The organism is Cognatishimia sp. 1_MG-2023 (assembly GCF_030548175.1).
Taxonomy (GTDB): domain Bacteria; phylum Pseudomonadota; class Alphaproteobacteria; order Rhodobacterales; family Rhodobacteraceae; genus Cognatishimia.
This window is the reverse complement of sequence record NZ_JAUORX010000007.1, coordinates 31,008-45,623: the sequence shown is the minus strand read 5'-3', so window position 1 is coordinate 45,623 and position 14,616 is coordinate 31,008. Positions and strand designations below refer to the sequence as shown.

Sequence of the window (14,616 nt, the reverse complement as noted above, 5' to 3'; positions counted from 1 at the left end):
ATGGCTGCTAAGTTGAAAAAAGGCGACAAAGTTGTCGTACTTGCTGGCAAAGACAAGGGTAAAGAGGGCGTTATCGCTTCTGTTGATCCTAAAGCCGGTAAAGCAGTGGTAGACGGCGTTAACATGGCCATCCGCCACACCAAGCAATCCCAGACTGACCAAGGTGGTCGCGTGCCTAAGGCAATGCCGATCCAGTTGAGCAACCTGGCATTCTTGGATGCAAACGGTAAAGCAACACGCGTTGGCTTCAAAATCGAAGGCGACAAAAAAGTTCGTTTTGCAAAGACTACAGGAGATGTGATCGATGCTTGATAATGCTGACTACACTCCGCGTCTAAAAGCGCTGTACAAAGATTCCATCCGTGCCGCTCTGAAAGAAGAGTTTGGTTACAAGAACGACATGCAGATCCCTGCACTCGAAAAAATCGTTCTGAACATCGGTTGTGGTCGCGCAGCGGTTAAAGACAGCAAAAAAGCGAAGTCCGCGCAAGCAGACCTAACTTTGATCGCTGGTCAAAAAGCTATGACAACTGTGGCGAAAAACTCTATTGCTGGCTTCCGCGTTCGCGAAGGCATGCCAATGGGTGCCAAAGTTACTCTTCGTGGCGACCGTATGTTCGAATTCCTAGATCGTCTGATCACCATTGCGATGCCACGTATTCGTGACTTCCGTGGCGTGAAGCCGAGCTTTGATGGCCGCGGCAACTTTGCCACTGGCTTGAAAGAGCACATCGTATTCCCAGAAATCGACTTTGATAAAGTTGACGAAAACTGGGGCATGGACATCGTAATTACGACAACCGCCGATAACGACGCCGAAGCGAAAAGCCTGTTGAAGCACTTCAACATGCCGTTCAACGCTTAAGCGCGGGAGAGGATATCATGGCTAAAAAATCTATGATCGCACGCGAGAAAAAGCGCGAAGCGTTGGTTGCAAAATACGCTGCCAAACGTGCCGAGCTTAAAGAAATCGCAAACGACGAAAGCAAGACAATGGAAGAGCGTTTCACTGCTCGCCTGAAGCTTGCAAAACTGCCGCGCAACAGCTCGGCAACACGTCTGCACAACCGTTGCCAACTGACCGGTCGTCCTCATGCTTACTACCGTAAGCTTAAGGTTAGCCGGATCGCGCTGCGGGAACTTGGCTCGAATGGCCAAATCCCCGGCATGGTTAAGTCAAGCTGGTAAGGAGGGTTAGAAAATGAACGATCCTATCGGCGATATGCTGACCCGTATCCGCAACGGTCAAATGCGCGGCAAGTCCACAGTGTCTTCGCCTGCATCTAAACTGCGTGCGTGGGTTCTGGATGTACTGACTGACGAAGGTTACATCCGTGGCTACGAAAAAACGACTGGTTCCGATGGCCACCCGGCAATCGAAATTAGCCTAAAATACTACGAAGGCACTCCTGTCATTCGCGAAGTGAAGCGGGTTTCTAAACCTGGCCGTCGCGTTTACATGAGCGTCAATGACATTCCAGTCGTCCGTCAGGGCCTGGGTGTGTCGATTGTCTCCACCCCTAAAGGTGTGATGTCGGATGCAAATGCTCGTGCCAACAATGTTGGTGGCGAAGTACTTTGCACGGTCTTCTAAGGAGCTTAGAATGTCTCGTATTGGTAAGAAACCGGTCGAGCTGCCCAGCGGCGTAACTGCCTCTGTCTCCGGCCAGACCATCGAAGTTAAGGGTCCGAAAGCGACTCATTCCTTCACCGCAACCGACGATGTGACACTAACTGTTGAAGATAACGTTGTTTCGATTACGCCTCGCGGCAAATCCAAACGCGCTCGTCAGCAGTGGGGCATGTCCCGCACAGTTGTACAAAACCTCGTCACCGGCGTGACCACAGGCTTCAAAAAAGAGCTTGAGATCGTTGGTGTTGGTTACCGTGCACAAATGCAGGGCAATGTTCTGAAACTGGCCCTAGGCCTGTCACATGACGTTAACTTCGAAGTTCCAGCAGGCGTGACGGTCACCGCACCTAAGCCTACTGAGATCGTTATCGAAGGCACTGATGCACAACTCGTTGGTCAAGTCGCGGCAAACATCCGCGAATGGCGTAAGCCTGAGCCTTATAAAGGCAAGGGTATCAAATACAAAGACGAGTATATCTTCCGCAAGGAAGGTAAGAAGAAGTAAGGACCAGAGTAATGGCAAACAGCACACGGGAACTGTTCCTCAAGCGCCGCCTGCGCGTCCGGAACAAACTTCGCAAGGTAAACACTGGCAAGCTGCGCTTGTCCGTGAACCGCTCGAACAAAAACATCAGCGCTCAGCTGATCGACGATGTAAACGGTGTAACCCTAGTATCCGCTTCCTCCTTGGAAAAAGATCTGGGCGTTGTTGGCAAGAACAACATCGAAGCAGCGACAAAAGTGGGCACGGCTATCGCCGAGCGCGCAGTCAAAGCTGGTCACTCCGTAGCGTATTTCGATCGCGGCGGCCGCCTCTTCCACGGCAAAGTAAAGGCCTTGGCCGAAGCTGCGCGTGAAGCAGGTTTGAAAGTCTGATTATTGGCGCCCCCTTTACGGGGGGCGCTATTTCTATTTGTGGGTGTCTTTTGGGATGCCCCGATGATCCGGGGGCGGTTTCGCTCACTAGGATTGGACAAAGGCGCTTAGCGCCAGAAATTGAAGGAATGCCAAATGGCAGAACGTGAAAATCGTCGTGGCCGCGGTCGTAACCGCGAAGACGAAACACCAGAATTCGCAGACCGCTTGGTTGCGATCAACCGCGTATCTAAAACCGTAAAAGGTGGTAAGCGCTTTGGTTTTGCAGCACTTGTTGTTGTTGGTGACCAAAAAGGTCGTGTTGGCTTCGGCAAAGGTAAAGCGAAAGAAGTACCTGAGGCGATCCGCAAGGCGACTGAGCAAGCGAAACGTCAAATGGTTCGCGTGCCTCTGCGTGAAGGCCGTACCCTGCACCACGACGTAAATGGTCGTCATGGCGCTGGTAAAGTCGTTATGCGTACAGCACCTGAAGGTACTGGTATTATTGCCGGTGGTCCGATGCGTGCCGTATTCGAAATGCTTGGCGTAAAAGACGTTGTATCTAAGTCTATCGGTTCTCAGAACCCATACAACATGATCCGCGCAACCCTGGACGGCCTGACCAAAGAGTCTAGCCCACGTCAGGTAGCCGCACGTCGTGGCAAAAAAGTTGCTGAAATCCTTCGTAAGGACGAAGCACCTGCCGCTGCACCAGCAGACGCAGACGCGTAAGAGGAGACTGAATCATGGCTAAAACTATCGTAGTTAAGCAGATCGGTTCCCCGATCCGTCGCCCACAAGACCAGCGCGCAACGCTGATCGGTTTGGGTCTGAACAAGATGAACAAAACTCGTGAACTGGAAGATACACCTTCCGTACGTGGCATGATCAACAAGATCCCACACATGGTTAAGATCATCGAAGAAAAAGGCTAATCGCCTCTTTCGATTAAGATTTAGAAACGCCCTCGGTTTTCCGGGGGCGTTTTTTTATAAAAAACTTCGAAACTCGGGAATAAACCCCGAACTTGCTTCGTATGTCTCATACCAGCCCTTCGAAAGGGCCCGACATTTAGGAGCAAACCCAATGACCCGTTTTTTGATTATCGCGACCGCAGCCGCCACACTGACAGCATGTTCAGCCTATGCCGCTGGTCACGGTGCCGCCGTTAAAACCTCTGACGCTGGCTATTTCACCGACGCCGCAGATATGACGCTGTATACCTTTGATAAAGACGCTGCTGGCACATCTAACTGTTACGGCGGTTGTGCCAAAGCATGGCCACCATTGATGGCAAAAGAAGGTGCGGAATTGCCGGATGGTTTTACAGCCATTGAGCGCAAGAATGGCGACATGCAAATCGCTTACAAAGATCAGCCGCTTTACCTCTGGATCCAAGATAAAAAGCCAGGCCAAACAACTGGCGACGGCGTGCAAGGTGTTTGGCATATCGCAAAGCCCTAACACTTGCATCGCGGGCTGGTCTCCTGGCGCCAGCCCGTGCATTATCTCTTTGACACAATGCGAAAGATCAGATGCCCCGGTTCACGGCCCAACTCAAAGATGCTTTGCCCCACTTATGGCGCTATGCGTTTTCTCTGACCCAAGATCGGGCGCAAGCTGATGACTTGGTGCAGGATTGTATTGAGCGTGCGCTGCGCAAAAAGGCGATGTGGGATGAAACACAGCCCCTGCGTCCGTGGCTTATGAAAATTCTTCTGAACCTTTTTCGTGATCGATACCGCAGCCGCGCACGACTTGCAGAGGTTCCCTTTGTAAACGATCATGCCGGTGCGACCGTGGATACAACGGTTGAGGATCGTAATGAATTGGCCGCCGTTGTGAACCGGATGCAGGCACTGCCCGAAAGCCAACGCCAAGCGTTAGAGCTTGTCGCGTTTGGTGGCCTAAGCTACGCCGAGGTCTCTGACGTGCTGAGTGTCCCGATTGGCACCGTCCTCTCCCGCGTTGCACGTGCGCGCACCAAACTAAACGAAACAGCGAATTCCCAAGCCTCTGGACTAAGGAGCGTGACATGACCGACTTCAAAACAATCGAAGAACGGATGAGCGCCTATCTGGATGGCGAAATGACTTCCGAAGAACGCGCCGCTTTCGAAGAGCTGCTAGAGAATGATCCAAGCGTAGCAGAACGTGCCGCTAATTGGACGGCGACCGACGACTTGGTGCAATCCATGGTGCCAATGCCGTCTGAAAGCCACATGGATGGCTTGATGGCCGCCAACCGCCCGACTGAACCACGCTGGCCAATGCGCAAAGTCGCGGGCCTTGCGTTGGTGTTTATGCTCGGCGGGGCAGGGGGCTTTGGCCTGAATGAATTGCGTCAGACCGATGATTCAGCCCAAATCTTGATTGTGCAGGCCACGATGGACGCTACATCGGCACACCGCCTCTTCACGGTCGAGATGCGCCATGCGGTAGAGGTCGGCCCGGACGAAACCGAACATCTGGAAACATGGCTTGAAAAGCGCATGGGCCGAAAGATGATCGTGCCGCAATTGGATGACCACGGTCTGACCTTTATTGGCGGTCGTTTGTTGCCCTCTGGCGGGCAGGCCGCTGCGCAGTACATGTACGAGGATGCCCAAGGCGAAAGGGTCACAGTGTATATGGCCCGCACCGCAGCAGAGGCGCGCACATCGCTGCGATTCCTAGAGGATGACGACCTGACAACCGTGCGTTGGCAGGACGGACCGTGGGTTTTCTTCGTCGTAGCCCCGCTAGAACGGGAAAAGCTTTCGCCGATCGCCGCGAAAGTTCACGACACGCTTATTTAAGCAGCAAATCAAGAATTTAGCCATGCTGCAAGTGCATAACAGCTCTTCCGAAACGGGCATTGTTAGCGATAACGAGAGTGGCTAATTTCAAATCACGAGGAGACAACAACAACCGCTGAAAAATACGTTTCAGCATCTCTCAAAGGATTTGCAATATGGCAACCGTATTGAACACAAACTACGCCCACGTGACTTTGGCTGATCGCATCCGTGGCCTGTTCACAGAATTCAAAGCAGCATTGGCGCTGCGCGCAAAATACAATGCAACATGTAACGAGCTGAACAACTTGTCCCAACGCGAGTTGGAAGATCTGGGTATTTCTCGCTGGGCAATCAAAGACCTTGCACGCGAGAACGTCTACGGCAAATAAGTCCAAAGACCATTCGAATGACGAACGCCTCCGATGGATCGGGGGCGTTTTGCGTTTGAGCCTTTCGTCAAACGCATGGCGGATCTGCGCAATTGTAATCTTGTTAGCGCAAACAAACCGCTTATCTTTTCACTATCGAAATGAACAGAAACTTTGCTGGGAAATACGTCCCAGTTTGATTGAATAGGAAATGACACATGGCACATGCAATCAGCACGCCAACACTGGGCTTCGGTCTAACGACCCGCATTCGCGCGGCTTACGAAGAATTCAAATCCAACCGCACAAAGCGCGTGGCCTATATCGCGACATACAAAGAGCTGAATGCTCTGACCAATCGCGACTTAGAAGACCTTGGTATGAACCGCTACGATCTTCGCGACATCGCTCAGGCACATGTTTACGGTCAGTAAATACGCTTTAGCTTTTTAAACTGAGTAACGCCTCTGGCCATCCGGGGGTGTTTTGCATTTCTAGGCGCTTTGATGTGGAAGTCAGGGGGCGTCACACAGGAAAATTGACGAACCCCTGCGCAACTGGTCTAACGCGGCCAAATCCCTCAAGCGACTCGGACAATTTCCCATGACAGACAACAAGCGCATCGCGCTCTCTAGCGACCACGCGGCCATTCAGCTTAGACAGACCATTGCCGACTATATCACGGCAAAAGGCTGGGAAGCGGTCGATATCGGCCCAACCACTCCTGAAAGCACCCATTACCCAAAGCACGGCGCGGCGGCGGCTGAACTTGTTGCATCTGGTGATTGCCAGTTTGGTATCATTCTGTGTGGCACAGGGCAGGGCATCATGATGGCTGCCAACAAAGTCAAAGGCGTGCGTTGCGGTGTTTGCTCGGAACCACTGTCCGCATCCATGATCCGTCAGCACAACAATGCCAACATGCTGTCCATCGGCGCGCGTGTTGTTGGTGAAGAGCTGGCTCTTACAATCGTTGACGCATTCTTGATTGCTGAATTCGAAGGCGGGCGCCACGGCACTCGCGTTGAAATGATCGAAGCGCTAGAAGCCTAAGTCCTAGAATATGAAAGGGCGGTCATGTGCCCGCCCTTTCACCGCGTAAAAGTTTAGAACTTATAACGCAAAGCGATTTCGATGCTTTCTGCCGATGCAGGGGCTGCACCAGCACCTGCACCCGGGGCAGAAGAGTTAAAGCAATCAGACGCGCCACAGCCGGCATCATAGGCAACCAAGAAGTCTAAGTTGTCAGAGAATGCATAAGATCCTTCTGCAGCAAAGTCGCCTTCGTCATCCATTGCAAACGTAGCCGCCCACTTTTTGTCGCCGAACTTTGCTTGAACAACGTAGCCAGAGTTATCGCCCGTAGTGGTTGGTGTGCTGCGGTCTTGATAAACGAAAACACCACCTTTGAAGTATCCCAAATCTTTGGGTTTCCAAACAACCGCAGCTGTCCTGCGTGTATAGCCTTCTACAGCAAACGATGCTGGGCCAGCGCCCAATGGGTTCGCAAACGTGCTGCCCAGGCGTTCATAGTTGGCAATGAAAGCAAGATTTGCACTTGGAACAGGGATGACTGCTCCTAGTTTGATGTCTTCCTGGTCATTCACATTAGCAGACAGTTTGAATTTGCCGGGCTTGGCATAGCTTATCCCAAGTTCCCATTCGGAATAGCCGCTCAGCGATGTGCTCGCTGCTGTGCCGCCATAAACCGTTTCACCACCGATGTTTGGATCGTAAAAAGCCTCAAAGCCGACTGCGCCAAACTTGTTGGAGTATTTCAGGTAATCCTTGGTGACATAGTTACCTGCACCAGCAAAACCAACGCCACGAAATGCACCCGGAATACCGGTCATGACAGAGTATGTACCGCCGCCATAAAAGTTGTTTTCGTCAGCGTTAATGAGGTTACCGTCGATGAATGGCGCTTGCCAAGGAACAACCCGGTTTTCGGATGTGAACTCTAGGCGGCCATATTCCTCCAGATCCAAGAATAGCGTGTAGTCATCCAAGATAGACGCATCTGGATCACTGTATTCAAAAGACCCAACATCCAGATCAATCTTGAACCCTGCGGTTCCTCCCTCAAAGGCGCCTTCGTAGTTGATTCCAAAATCACCCAGAACAAAAGCACCACTTTGATTCACGTGTGGCGTCGTAATGACGGGGTTAAAAGGGAAGCTATTCTGTTCATCATAGCCACTGACGTAACCGGCTGTAATTGAGCCAGAAAAAGTTAATTCTGCTTTAGCAGCGATCGGGGCAATCGTTATCGTTGCCGCAATTATCGCTTGTATGGTCGTTTTTTGCATATTTCCTCCACTGTCCGCAAAAGTGGGTACTTGAATAGTGAGAGATAGTTCCTATCGCAACTAAATAGTTGCATTTAGGATTATTTAATTATACACTTATAAACAACGGTAATGGTTGTGCATTGTAACTAAATTAATAGTAGAAACTTGCCGTAAGACCTTCCCAAATTTTTGGTAAACCCCTGCAGAAAGGGGATGTCCGCTTGATCTAACGTGAAACCAAGTCTATACGCGCCCAGTGGCCCGTATTGGGTCTCGAATCACAAATCAAGAAAAGCCGTGTTTGGCCCGCTTAACGCTTCAGGGGTCAGTTCCGGCAAGGAGAAGCGAAATGAAACTGCACGAACTTAGCGACAATCCTGGCGCAACCAAAAAACGTATGCGCGTTGCGCGTGGTCCTGGCTCCGGCAAGGGTAAAATGGCTGGCCGTGGTATCAAAGGTCAGAAATCCCGTTCAGGTGTTGCGATCAAAGGCTACGAAGGCGGTCAAATGCCATTGTACCAACGTCTGCCAAAGCGTGGCTTTAACAAGCCAAACCGCAAGGCATTCGCTGTTGTAAACTTGGGCCTGATCCAAAAATTCATCGACGAAGGCAAGTTGAACGCAAAAGAAACAATCACCGAAGAAGCACTGGTTGCTTCCGGTCTGGTTCGTCGTGCGAAAGACGGCATTCGTGTGCTGGCGAAAGGCGAAATCACTGCCAAAGCCACAATCGAAGTGACAGGCGCATCCGCGTCAGCAGTAGAAGCGGTAGCGAAAGCTGGCGGCTCTCTGACAGTCACAACCGCGGCAGCGGCTGAATAAGAGGTTGTGAGCGGGCCTTTGTCCGCTTACATACACTCTGAGTTTTCCTAAAGACGCCGCCAGAGCCGGAAAACGCTCTTGGCGGCGTTGTCATTTGAAGAGAGATCCGAATGGTATCTGCAGCAGAGCAAATGGCGGCCAACACAAGCTGGGCCGCGCTTGGTAAAGCCACCGATCTTCGCAATCGTATTCTGTTTACAATCGGTCTTTTGATCGTCTACCGCCTGGGTACATACATTCCTGTACCTGGCATTGACGCAAATGCCCTGCGTGAATTCATGGATTCGGCTGCGAGCGGTATTGGCGGCATTCTGACAATGTTCACCGGCGGCGCATTGGGCCGTATGGGCATCTTTGCTCTGGGTATCATGCCGTATATTTCGGCATCGATCATTATCCAGCTGCTGACCTCTATGGTCCCAGCGCTGGAGCAGCTGAAAAAAGAAGGCGACGCAGGCCGCAAAAAGATCAACCAGTACACGCGCTACGGCACCGTGGTTCTGGCGACTTTGCAGTCTTATGGCCTAGCTGTTTCGCTACAATCCGGTGATTTGGTCACAAACCCGGGTCTCTACTTCCTTGTTTCCTGCATGGTCACGCTGATCGGCGGTACAATGTTCCTGATGTGGCTGGGTGAGCAAATCACAGCACGCGGCATCGGTAACGGTATCTCCTTGATCATCTTCGTCGGCATCATCGCCGAAGTGCCTGCAGCACTTGCACAGTTCTTCGCATCCGGTCGTTCTGGCGCCATCAGCCCAGCGGTTATTGTGGGTGTATTGGTCATGGTCGTTGGGACCATCGCCTTTGTGGTGTTCATGGAACGCGCGCTACGCAAGATCCATATTCAATACCCACGTCGCCAAGTTGGTATGAAAGTTTACGACGGTGGCTCATCCCACCTGCCTGTAAAAGTAAACCCAGCGGGCGTTATCCCAGCGATCTTTGCTAGCTCTTTGCTGCTATTGCCAACAACAATCAGCACCTTCTCTGGCAGCCAAACTGGTCCAATCATGTCGACCATTCTGGCGTACTTTGGCCCGGGCCAACCGCTGTATCTATTGTTCTTCGTGGCAATGATCGTGTTCTTCGCGTTTTTCTACACCTTCAACGTGTCCTTCAAGCCTGACGAAGTTGCAGAGAACCTAAAGAATCAGAATGGTTTCATCCCTGGTATTCGCCCAGGTAAGAAGACAGCCGAGTATCTAGAGTACGTTGTGACCCGCGTTTTGGTCCTTGGCGCTGGTTACCTTGCGGCAGTTTGTCTCCTGCCTGAAGTTATTCGTGGCCAATTGGCAATTCCTTTCTATTTTGGCGGTACTTCGGTTCTGATCGTGGTCTCAGTGACCATGGACACCATTCAACAGGTTCAGAGCCACTTGCTTGCGCACCAGTATGAAGGCTTGATTGAAAAGTCTCAGCTGCGTGGCAAAGGCAGCAAGAAGCGCAGTAGAAAGGGAGCTGCTCGTCGATGAATATTATTTTATTAGGACCACCAGGTGCCGGTAAGGGAACGCAAGCCAGCCATCTCGTAGAAACACGTGACATGATCCAGCTGTCCACTGGCGACATGCTTCGGGAAGCTAAAAGTAGCGGTACCGAAATGGGTCTAAAAGTTGCGGCGATTATGGATGCTGGCGAGTTGGTCACTGATGACATCGTCATCGGTCTGATCCGCGAAAAGCTCGAAGGAAACAAAAAAGGTGGTTTCATCTTTGACGGCTTCCCACGGACTTTGACTCAAGCAGATGCTTTGGAGGAGCTACTGCAAGAGGTTGGCGAAAAACTGGATGCTGTGATTGCATTGGCTGTGAACGACGAAGTCTTGGTGGACCGTATCGTTGGCCGCGCAGCGGAAGCAGTCGCTGCTGGTGGAACAGCCCGTGCGGATGACAACGAGGAAAGCCTCAAGATCCGTTTGATGGAATACTACAAAAAGACCAACGCCCTTATCGGCTATTACCACGCAAAAGGTAATCTCGTCTGGGTAGATGGTCTGGCTGACATCAAAGACGTACAGGCCGAGATCGCGCAAGCGCTCGACTAACGTCAGTTCAGCAAAGTTTCAAAAAACCCCGTCTCCCTGAGGCGGGGTTTTTTCGTTCTATGACCTGAAAGCCGGTGCCTGCGCATAGTTCCCCATTCGGACGCGCAAAGAGGGGCAGTATGTTCGTCGCCGCAGAGCTCTGAATGACTGGGGGCGACCGTGGCCACCCCTCGTTACTCGTTACGTGTTGCACTCGTAATTAGAAATCGTACTTCACACCAAAGCTAACTTTGTTCAGAGAGAGGCGATTTGGGTTCACACGACCTGTGCCGCCCGCCACTTCTGCGATGCCGTCAAAGTCTACATCTGCAACCTGTGTGAATTCTGTGAAGACAGAGAATTTGTCATTCACCGCGTAACGCGCGCCTGCACCAAAGGACACAGCACCCTCGTTACGAGAGGCGTTTCTAACGGGTGGTGCAAATGTGTAGGAATTGCGCAGGTCGAAATCGAGCGTCGTATAACCAACATGGCCATAAAGCGAGAGTTTAGGCGCCACTTCGACACCCAGCAAAAGGCGCGCACCGTAGCTGGCGTTCAGGCTGACGTCTGTGGCCAACACGCCGACGATATTCCGAGAGCTAGCATCTTCGAAATTGTAGAACGCTTCAGCGCCTAGAAAGAATGGGCCGTTGCCAATATTTTTTTCATAACCAAGTGCGATACCGCCGGAAATATCGGTGGTCTCTGAAAAGCCAACGCCTGCAGTATCGGTAACAGGTAGGCCAGGGGTGGACGCGTTACGTTCTAGAGTGTGGCCGCTGCTGGTCGCGCTGATATTACCGCTGATGTAGAATCCTTCGGCTTGTGCTGTTGCCGCCGAAAGGCCAAGCGCGACTGTTAACGCGAGTCCCTTTTGGATGTTCATTTCAATTCTCCAAATATTTTGAATGTAAGAAATGGATGCGGCAAAGTGGATAAAATTGGAAATCACGCCCTTTCAACTAAGCGTTGTAAATTTCCAGGGAAATGTCTGGTCTAAGCTGTCGAAAACGTGTGTTGTTCGTGACTTAAAGATCGGCTCTTGACCCGCCCGCAATTCATCCGTATCCACGCGTATCTCTATTAGAGAATCAAATTCTAGTTATTCGGGTCGCACCTGAGTAACAGATCACCTGATCAGCTGTAGCCCGGTGGCCTCAACGCCTCGGGCTTATGTTGTGAAAAAAGGTTCTGGAGCTACGGAACCGCAACGAAAAGGAAGATAACACGTGGCACGTATCGCCGGCGTTAACATCCCGACCCATAAACGGGTCCCGATTGCCCTGACTTACATCACTGGTATTGGTCATACCTCTGCAAAAGCAATCTGCGAAGCAGTCAAAATCGATTCCACACGTCGTGTGAACGAATTGTCTGACGCAGAAGTTCTAGCCGTTCGTGAGCACATCGATGCAAACTACTCCGTTGAGGGTGACCTGCGTCGTGAAGTGACAATGAACATCAAGCGTCTGATGGACCTTGGTTGCTACCGTGGCCTGCGTCACCGTCGTAACCTGCCAGTTCGTGGTCAGCGTACTCACACCAACGCTCGTACTCGCAAAGGTCCTGCAAAGGCCATTGCTGGTAAGAAGAAGTAAGGGGAGGGTTTGATCCATGGCACGCGAAAAGACTCGTACTAAGAAAAAAGAGCGGAAGAATATTGCGGCGGGCGTAGCTCACGTAAACTCTTCCTTCAACAACACCAAAATCTTGATCTCTGACGTTCAGGGTAACGCAATCTCTTGGTCCTCTGCAGGCACCATGGGCTTCCGTGGCTCTCGTAAGTCTACGCCTTATGCGGCTCAGATGGCTGCAGAAGACGCAGGCAAAAAAGCGCAAGATCACGGTGTTAAAACTCTGGAAGTGGAAGTTCAAGGACCAGGTTCTGGTCGTGAATCCGCTTTGCGCGCATTGGCTGCACTTGGTCTAAACATCACATCTATCCGTGACGTTACACCAATGGCACACAACGGCTGCCGCCCACCAAAGCGCCGCCGCGTTTAATCCAATATATTGCAGCTGGGGCCGCGTGTTTTTCACGGCCCCAGTTCGTCGTTTTGAAACCTCGGGAGTCTGACCCTTTCGGAACATGGGGGTAAGACAAGAATGGAGGGACGCATGATCCATAAAAATTGGGCTGAATTGATCAAGCCGACACAGCTTGAAGTCAAGCCAGGCAACGACCCAGCGCGTCAAGCGACTGTTGTTGCAGAGCCGCTCGAGCGTGGCTTTGGTCTGACACTGGGCAACGCGCTACGTCGCGTTCTGATGAGCTCGCTGCAAGGCGCGGCCATCACCAGCGTTCAAATCGACAACGTTCTGCACGAGTTCTCCTCGGTTGCAGGCGTTCGCGAAGACGTAACTGACATCATTCTGAACCTTAAGCAGGTTGCCCTGCGTATGGACGTTGAAGGCCCTAAGCGCCTATCCATCAACGCCAAAGGTCCAGGTGCGGTAACGGCTGGCGACATCTCTGACTCAGCTGGCATCGAAGTGCTGAACAAAGACCTGGTTCTTTGTCACCTCGACGATGGCGCGGATCTGTTCGTTGAACTGACCGTGAACACCGGCAAAGGCTATGTCTCCGCTGATAAAAACAAGCCAGAAGACGCGCCAATCGGCCTTATGCCGATCGATGCGATCTACTCGCCTGTTAAGCGCGTGTCCTATGATGTTCAGCCGACTCGTGAAGGTCAGGTTTTGGACTATGACAAGCTGACCATGAAGATCGAAACAGATGGTTCCCTGACACCAGAAGACGCCGTAGCCTATGCTGCGCGTATTCTGCAGGACCAACTGTCTATCTTTGTGAACTTCGACGAACCAGAAGCGGCTGGCCGTCAGGACGAAGACGATGGTCTCGAGTTCAACCCACTTCTGCTGAAGAAAGTGGACGAGCTGGAACTGTCTGTACGTTCTGCGAACTGCCTGAAAAACGATAACATCGTTTACATCGGCGATCTGATCCAGAAAACCGAAGCAGAAATGCTACGCACACCGAACTTCGGCCGTAAGTCTTTGAACGAGATCAAAGAAGTACTGTCCGGCATGGGTCTGCACCTTGGCATGGACGTTGAGGACTGGCCGCCCGACAACATCGAAGATCTGGCGAAAAAATTCGAAGACGCGTTCTAAAGAACGTCTTGCGAAATTCGGGCGGGCCGCTTATACGGCCCGCTCAAATGCCCACAATAGTGGGGAATTCAAGGGCATCCTGCCCCAAGGAGAGCGGCCCACCCGCATGGGACGCCAGACAAAGCATCGCCTGACCAAAGGCACATAAAAGGAATATTAAAATGCGTCACGCACGTGGTTACCGCCGCCTAAACCGTACACACGAACACCGTAAAGCGATGTTCGCAAACATGGCCGGCTCTTTGATCGAGCACGAGCAGATCAAAACAACTTTGCCAAAAGCAAAAGAACTGCGCCCGATCGTTGAAAAACTGATCACTCTGGCGAAAAAGGGTGACCTTCACTCTCGCCGTAACGCCGCGTCCCGTCTGAAGCAAGACAAGTACGTTGCGAAACTGTTCGACGTTCTTGGCCCACGCATGGCAGAGCGTAACGGTGGTTACATCCGCATCCTCAAAGCCGGTTTCCGTTATGGCGACATGGCACCAATGGCGATCATCGAATTCGTTGACCGCGACGTTGATGCAAAAGGCGCAGGCGACAAAGCCCGCCTGGTAGAGATCGAAGACGCAGAATAAACTGCTCTCTCTCTAAAGAAATAGAAAACCCCGTCTGGAAACAGGCGGGGTTTTTCGTTTCTGTATCGCATCCACCTCTCACAAAGAGCCTGCCGTTAGTCGAAATTTTTAGGTCACCCGGGCTG

At 51.8% G+C, this 14,616-nt stretch carries 23 protein-coding genes; 21 read left to right on the top strand and 2 right to left on the bottom strand.

All coding sequences use genetic code 11. From position 1 onward, the window contains the following. The 14 genes from rplX (at window position 1) to rpiB (ending at window position 6,688) form a co-directional block, all read left to right on the top strand. Window positions 1-312 carry a 50S ribosomal protein L24 gene (gene rplX, locus Q4544_RS12575; RefSeq protein ID WP_303506776.1) on the top strand — a complete coding sequence of 104 codons (312 nt, stop codon included), beginning with the start codon at window positions 1-3 and terminating at the stop codon, window positions 310-312. After that, window positions 305-865 (top strand): 50S ribosomal protein L5, encoded by a 561-nt coding sequence (rplE, locus tag Q4544_RS12570; RefSeq protein ID WP_303506775.1) that lies wholly within the window; start codon window positions 305-307, stop codon window positions 863-865. Before rplX ends, rplE begins: the two co-directional genes overlap by 8 nt. A 17-nt stretch (window positions 866-882) precedes the next feature. Further along, window positions 883-1,188: a 30S ribosomal protein S14 gene (gene rpsN, locus Q4544_RS12565; protein ID WP_303506774.1), complete on the top strand. Its 306-nt coding sequence runs from the start codon at window positions 883-885 to the stop codon at window positions 1,186-1,188. Window positions 1,189-1,201: 13 nt separating this feature from the next. Further along, window positions 1,202-1,594: a 30S ribosomal protein S8 gene (gene rpsH / locus Q4544_RS12560; RefSeq protein WP_303506773.1), complete on the top strand. Its 393-nt coding sequence runs from the start codon at window positions 1,202-1,204 to the stop codon at window positions 1,592-1,594. 10 nt (window positions 1,595-1,604) lie between these two features. Then, the gene (gene rplF, locus Q4544_RS12555; protein ID WP_303506771.1) at window positions 1,605-2,138 is read left to right on the top strand and encodes a 50S ribosomal protein L6; all 534 of its coding nucleotides are present in this window, start codon (window positions 1,605-1,607) and stop codon (window positions 2,136-2,138) included. Between the two features lie 11 nt (window positions 2,139-2,149). Beyond that, on the top strand, window positions 2,150-2,509 hold the full coding sequence (gene rplR, locus Q4544_RS12550; RefSeq protein ID WP_303506770.1) for a 50S ribosomal protein L18: 360 nt from the start codon (window positions 2,150-2,152) through the stop codon (window positions 2,507-2,509). A 135-nt stretch (window positions 2,510-2,644) separates the two neighbouring features. After that, window positions 2,645-3,220 (top strand): 30S ribosomal protein S5, encoded by a 576-nt coding sequence (gene rpsE, locus Q4544_RS12545; RefSeq protein WP_303506769.1) that lies wholly within the window; start codon window positions 2,645-2,647, stop codon window positions 3,218-3,220. Window positions 3,221-3,234: 14 nt separating this feature from the next. Next, entirely contained in the window at window positions 3,235-3,423 is a 189-nt protein-coding gene (rpmD, locus tag Q4544_RS12540) for a 50S ribosomal protein L30 (RefSeq protein ID WP_303506768.1), read from the top strand. Between the two features lie 151 nt (window positions 3,424-3,574). Further along, window positions 3,575-3,952, top strand: a complete 378-nt coding sequence (locus Q4544_RS12535) for a hypothetical protein (protein WP_303506766.1) — start codon at window positions 3,575-3,577, stop codon at window positions 3,950-3,952. A gap of 71 nt (window positions 3,953-4,023) precedes the next feature. Next, window positions 4,024-4,527 carry an RNA polymerase sigma factor gene (locus Q4544_RS12530; protein WP_303506765.1) on the top strand — a complete coding sequence of 168 codons (504 nt, stop codon included), beginning with the start codon at window positions 4,024-4,026 and terminating at the stop codon, window positions 4,525-4,527. After that, window positions 4,524-5,285 (top strand): anti-sigma factor, encoded by a 762-nt coding sequence (locus Q4544_RS12525; RefSeq protein ID WP_303506764.1) that lies wholly within the window; start codon window positions 4,524-4,526, stop codon window positions 5,283-5,285. The genes Q4544_RS12530 and Q4544_RS12525 overlap by 4 nt, the downstream gene beginning before the upstream one ends. Before the next feature lie 155 nt (window positions 5,286-5,440). Continuing rightward, the gene (locus Q4544_RS12520) at window positions 5,441-5,656 is read left to right on the top strand and encodes a DUF1127 domain-containing protein (RefSeq protein WP_303506763.1); all 216 of its coding nucleotides are present in this window, start codon (window positions 5,441-5,443) and stop codon (window positions 5,654-5,656) included. A gap of 197 nt (window positions 5,657-5,853) precedes the next feature. Next, complete coding sequence (locus Q4544_RS12515; protein WP_303506762.1) at window positions 5,854-6,069, top strand: DUF1127 domain-containing protein; 216 nt, start codon at window positions 5,854-5,856, stop codon at window positions 6,067-6,069. 169 nt (window positions 6,070-6,238) lie between these two features. Further along, window positions 6,239-6,688 (top strand): ribose 5-phosphate isomerase B, encoded by a 450-nt coding sequence (rpiB, locus tag Q4544_RS12510; RefSeq protein ID WP_303506761.1) that lies wholly within the window; start codon window positions 6,239-6,241, stop codon window positions 6,686-6,688. A 53-nt stretch (window positions 6,689-6,741) separates the two neighbouring features. Here the strand turns inward: rpiB and Q4544_RS12505 are convergent, their stop codons facing one another. Next, entirely contained in the window at window positions 6,742-7,944 is a 1,203-nt protein-coding gene (locus Q4544_RS12505; RefSeq protein ID WP_303506760.1) for a hypothetical protein, read from the bottom strand. 331 nt (window positions 7,945-8,275) lie between these two features. Between Q4544_RS12505 and rplO the strand changes: the two genes are divergently transcribed. The 3 genes from rplO (at window position 8,276) to Q4544_RS12490 (ending at window position 10,796) form a co-directional block, all read left to right on the top strand. Continuing rightward, window positions 8,276-8,749: a 50S ribosomal protein L15 gene (rplO, locus tag Q4544_RS12500; RefSeq protein WP_303506759.1), complete on the top strand. Its 474-nt coding sequence runs from the start codon at window positions 8,276-8,278 to the stop codon at window positions 8,747-8,749. 110 nt (window positions 8,750-8,859) lie between these two features. Beyond that, window positions 8,860-10,224 carry a preprotein translocase subunit SecY gene (gene secY, locus Q4544_RS12495; RefSeq protein ID WP_303506758.1) on the top strand — a complete coding sequence of 455 codons (1,365 nt, stop codon included), beginning with the start codon at window positions 8,860-8,862 and terminating at the stop codon, window positions 10,222-10,224. After that, complete coding sequence (locus tag Q4544_RS12490; RefSeq protein ID WP_303506757.1) at window positions 10,221-10,796, top strand: adenylate kinase; 576 nt, start codon at window positions 10,221-10,223, stop codon at window positions 10,794-10,796. The genes secY and Q4544_RS12490 overlap by 4 nt, the downstream gene beginning before the upstream one ends. 199 nt (window positions 10,797-10,995) lie before the next feature. Here Q4544_RS12490 and Q4544_RS12485 read toward each other — a convergent pair whose 3' ends face one another. Then, window positions 10,996-11,664 carry an outer membrane protein gene (locus Q4544_RS12485; protein WP_303506756.1) on the bottom strand — a complete coding sequence of 223 codons (669 nt, stop codon included), beginning with the start codon at window positions 11,662-11,664 and terminating at the stop codon, window positions 10,996-10,998. Between the two features lie 343 nt (window positions 11,665-12,007). Between Q4544_RS12485 and rpsM the strand changes: the two genes are divergently transcribed. From rpsM to rplQ, 4 genes are all read left to right on the top strand, one after another. Beyond that, window positions 12,008-12,376, top strand: a complete 369-nt coding sequence (gene rpsM / locus Q4544_RS12480; protein ID WP_303506755.1) for a 30S ribosomal protein S13 — start codon at window positions 12,008-12,010, stop codon at window positions 12,374-12,376. A gap of 16 nt (window positions 12,377-12,392) precedes the next feature. Next, the gene (gene rpsK / locus Q4544_RS12475) at window positions 12,393-12,782 is read left to right on the top strand and encodes a 30S ribosomal protein S11 (RefSeq protein WP_303506754.1); all 390 of its coding nucleotides are present in this window, start codon (window positions 12,393-12,395) and stop codon (window positions 12,780-12,782) included. Between the two features lie 114 nt (window positions 12,783-12,896). Then, window positions 12,897-13,913, top strand: a complete 1,017-nt coding sequence (locus tag Q4544_RS12470; protein ID WP_303506753.1) for a DNA-directed RNA polymerase subunit alpha — start codon at window positions 12,897-12,899, stop codon at window positions 13,911-13,913. 161 nt (window positions 13,914-14,074) lie between these two features. Beyond that, complete coding sequence (rplQ, locus tag Q4544_RS12465; protein WP_303506752.1) at window positions 14,075-14,491, top strand: 50S ribosomal protein L17; 417 nt, start codon at window positions 14,075-14,077, stop codon at window positions 14,489-14,491. Window positions 14,492-14,616: the final 125 nt, after the last annotated feature.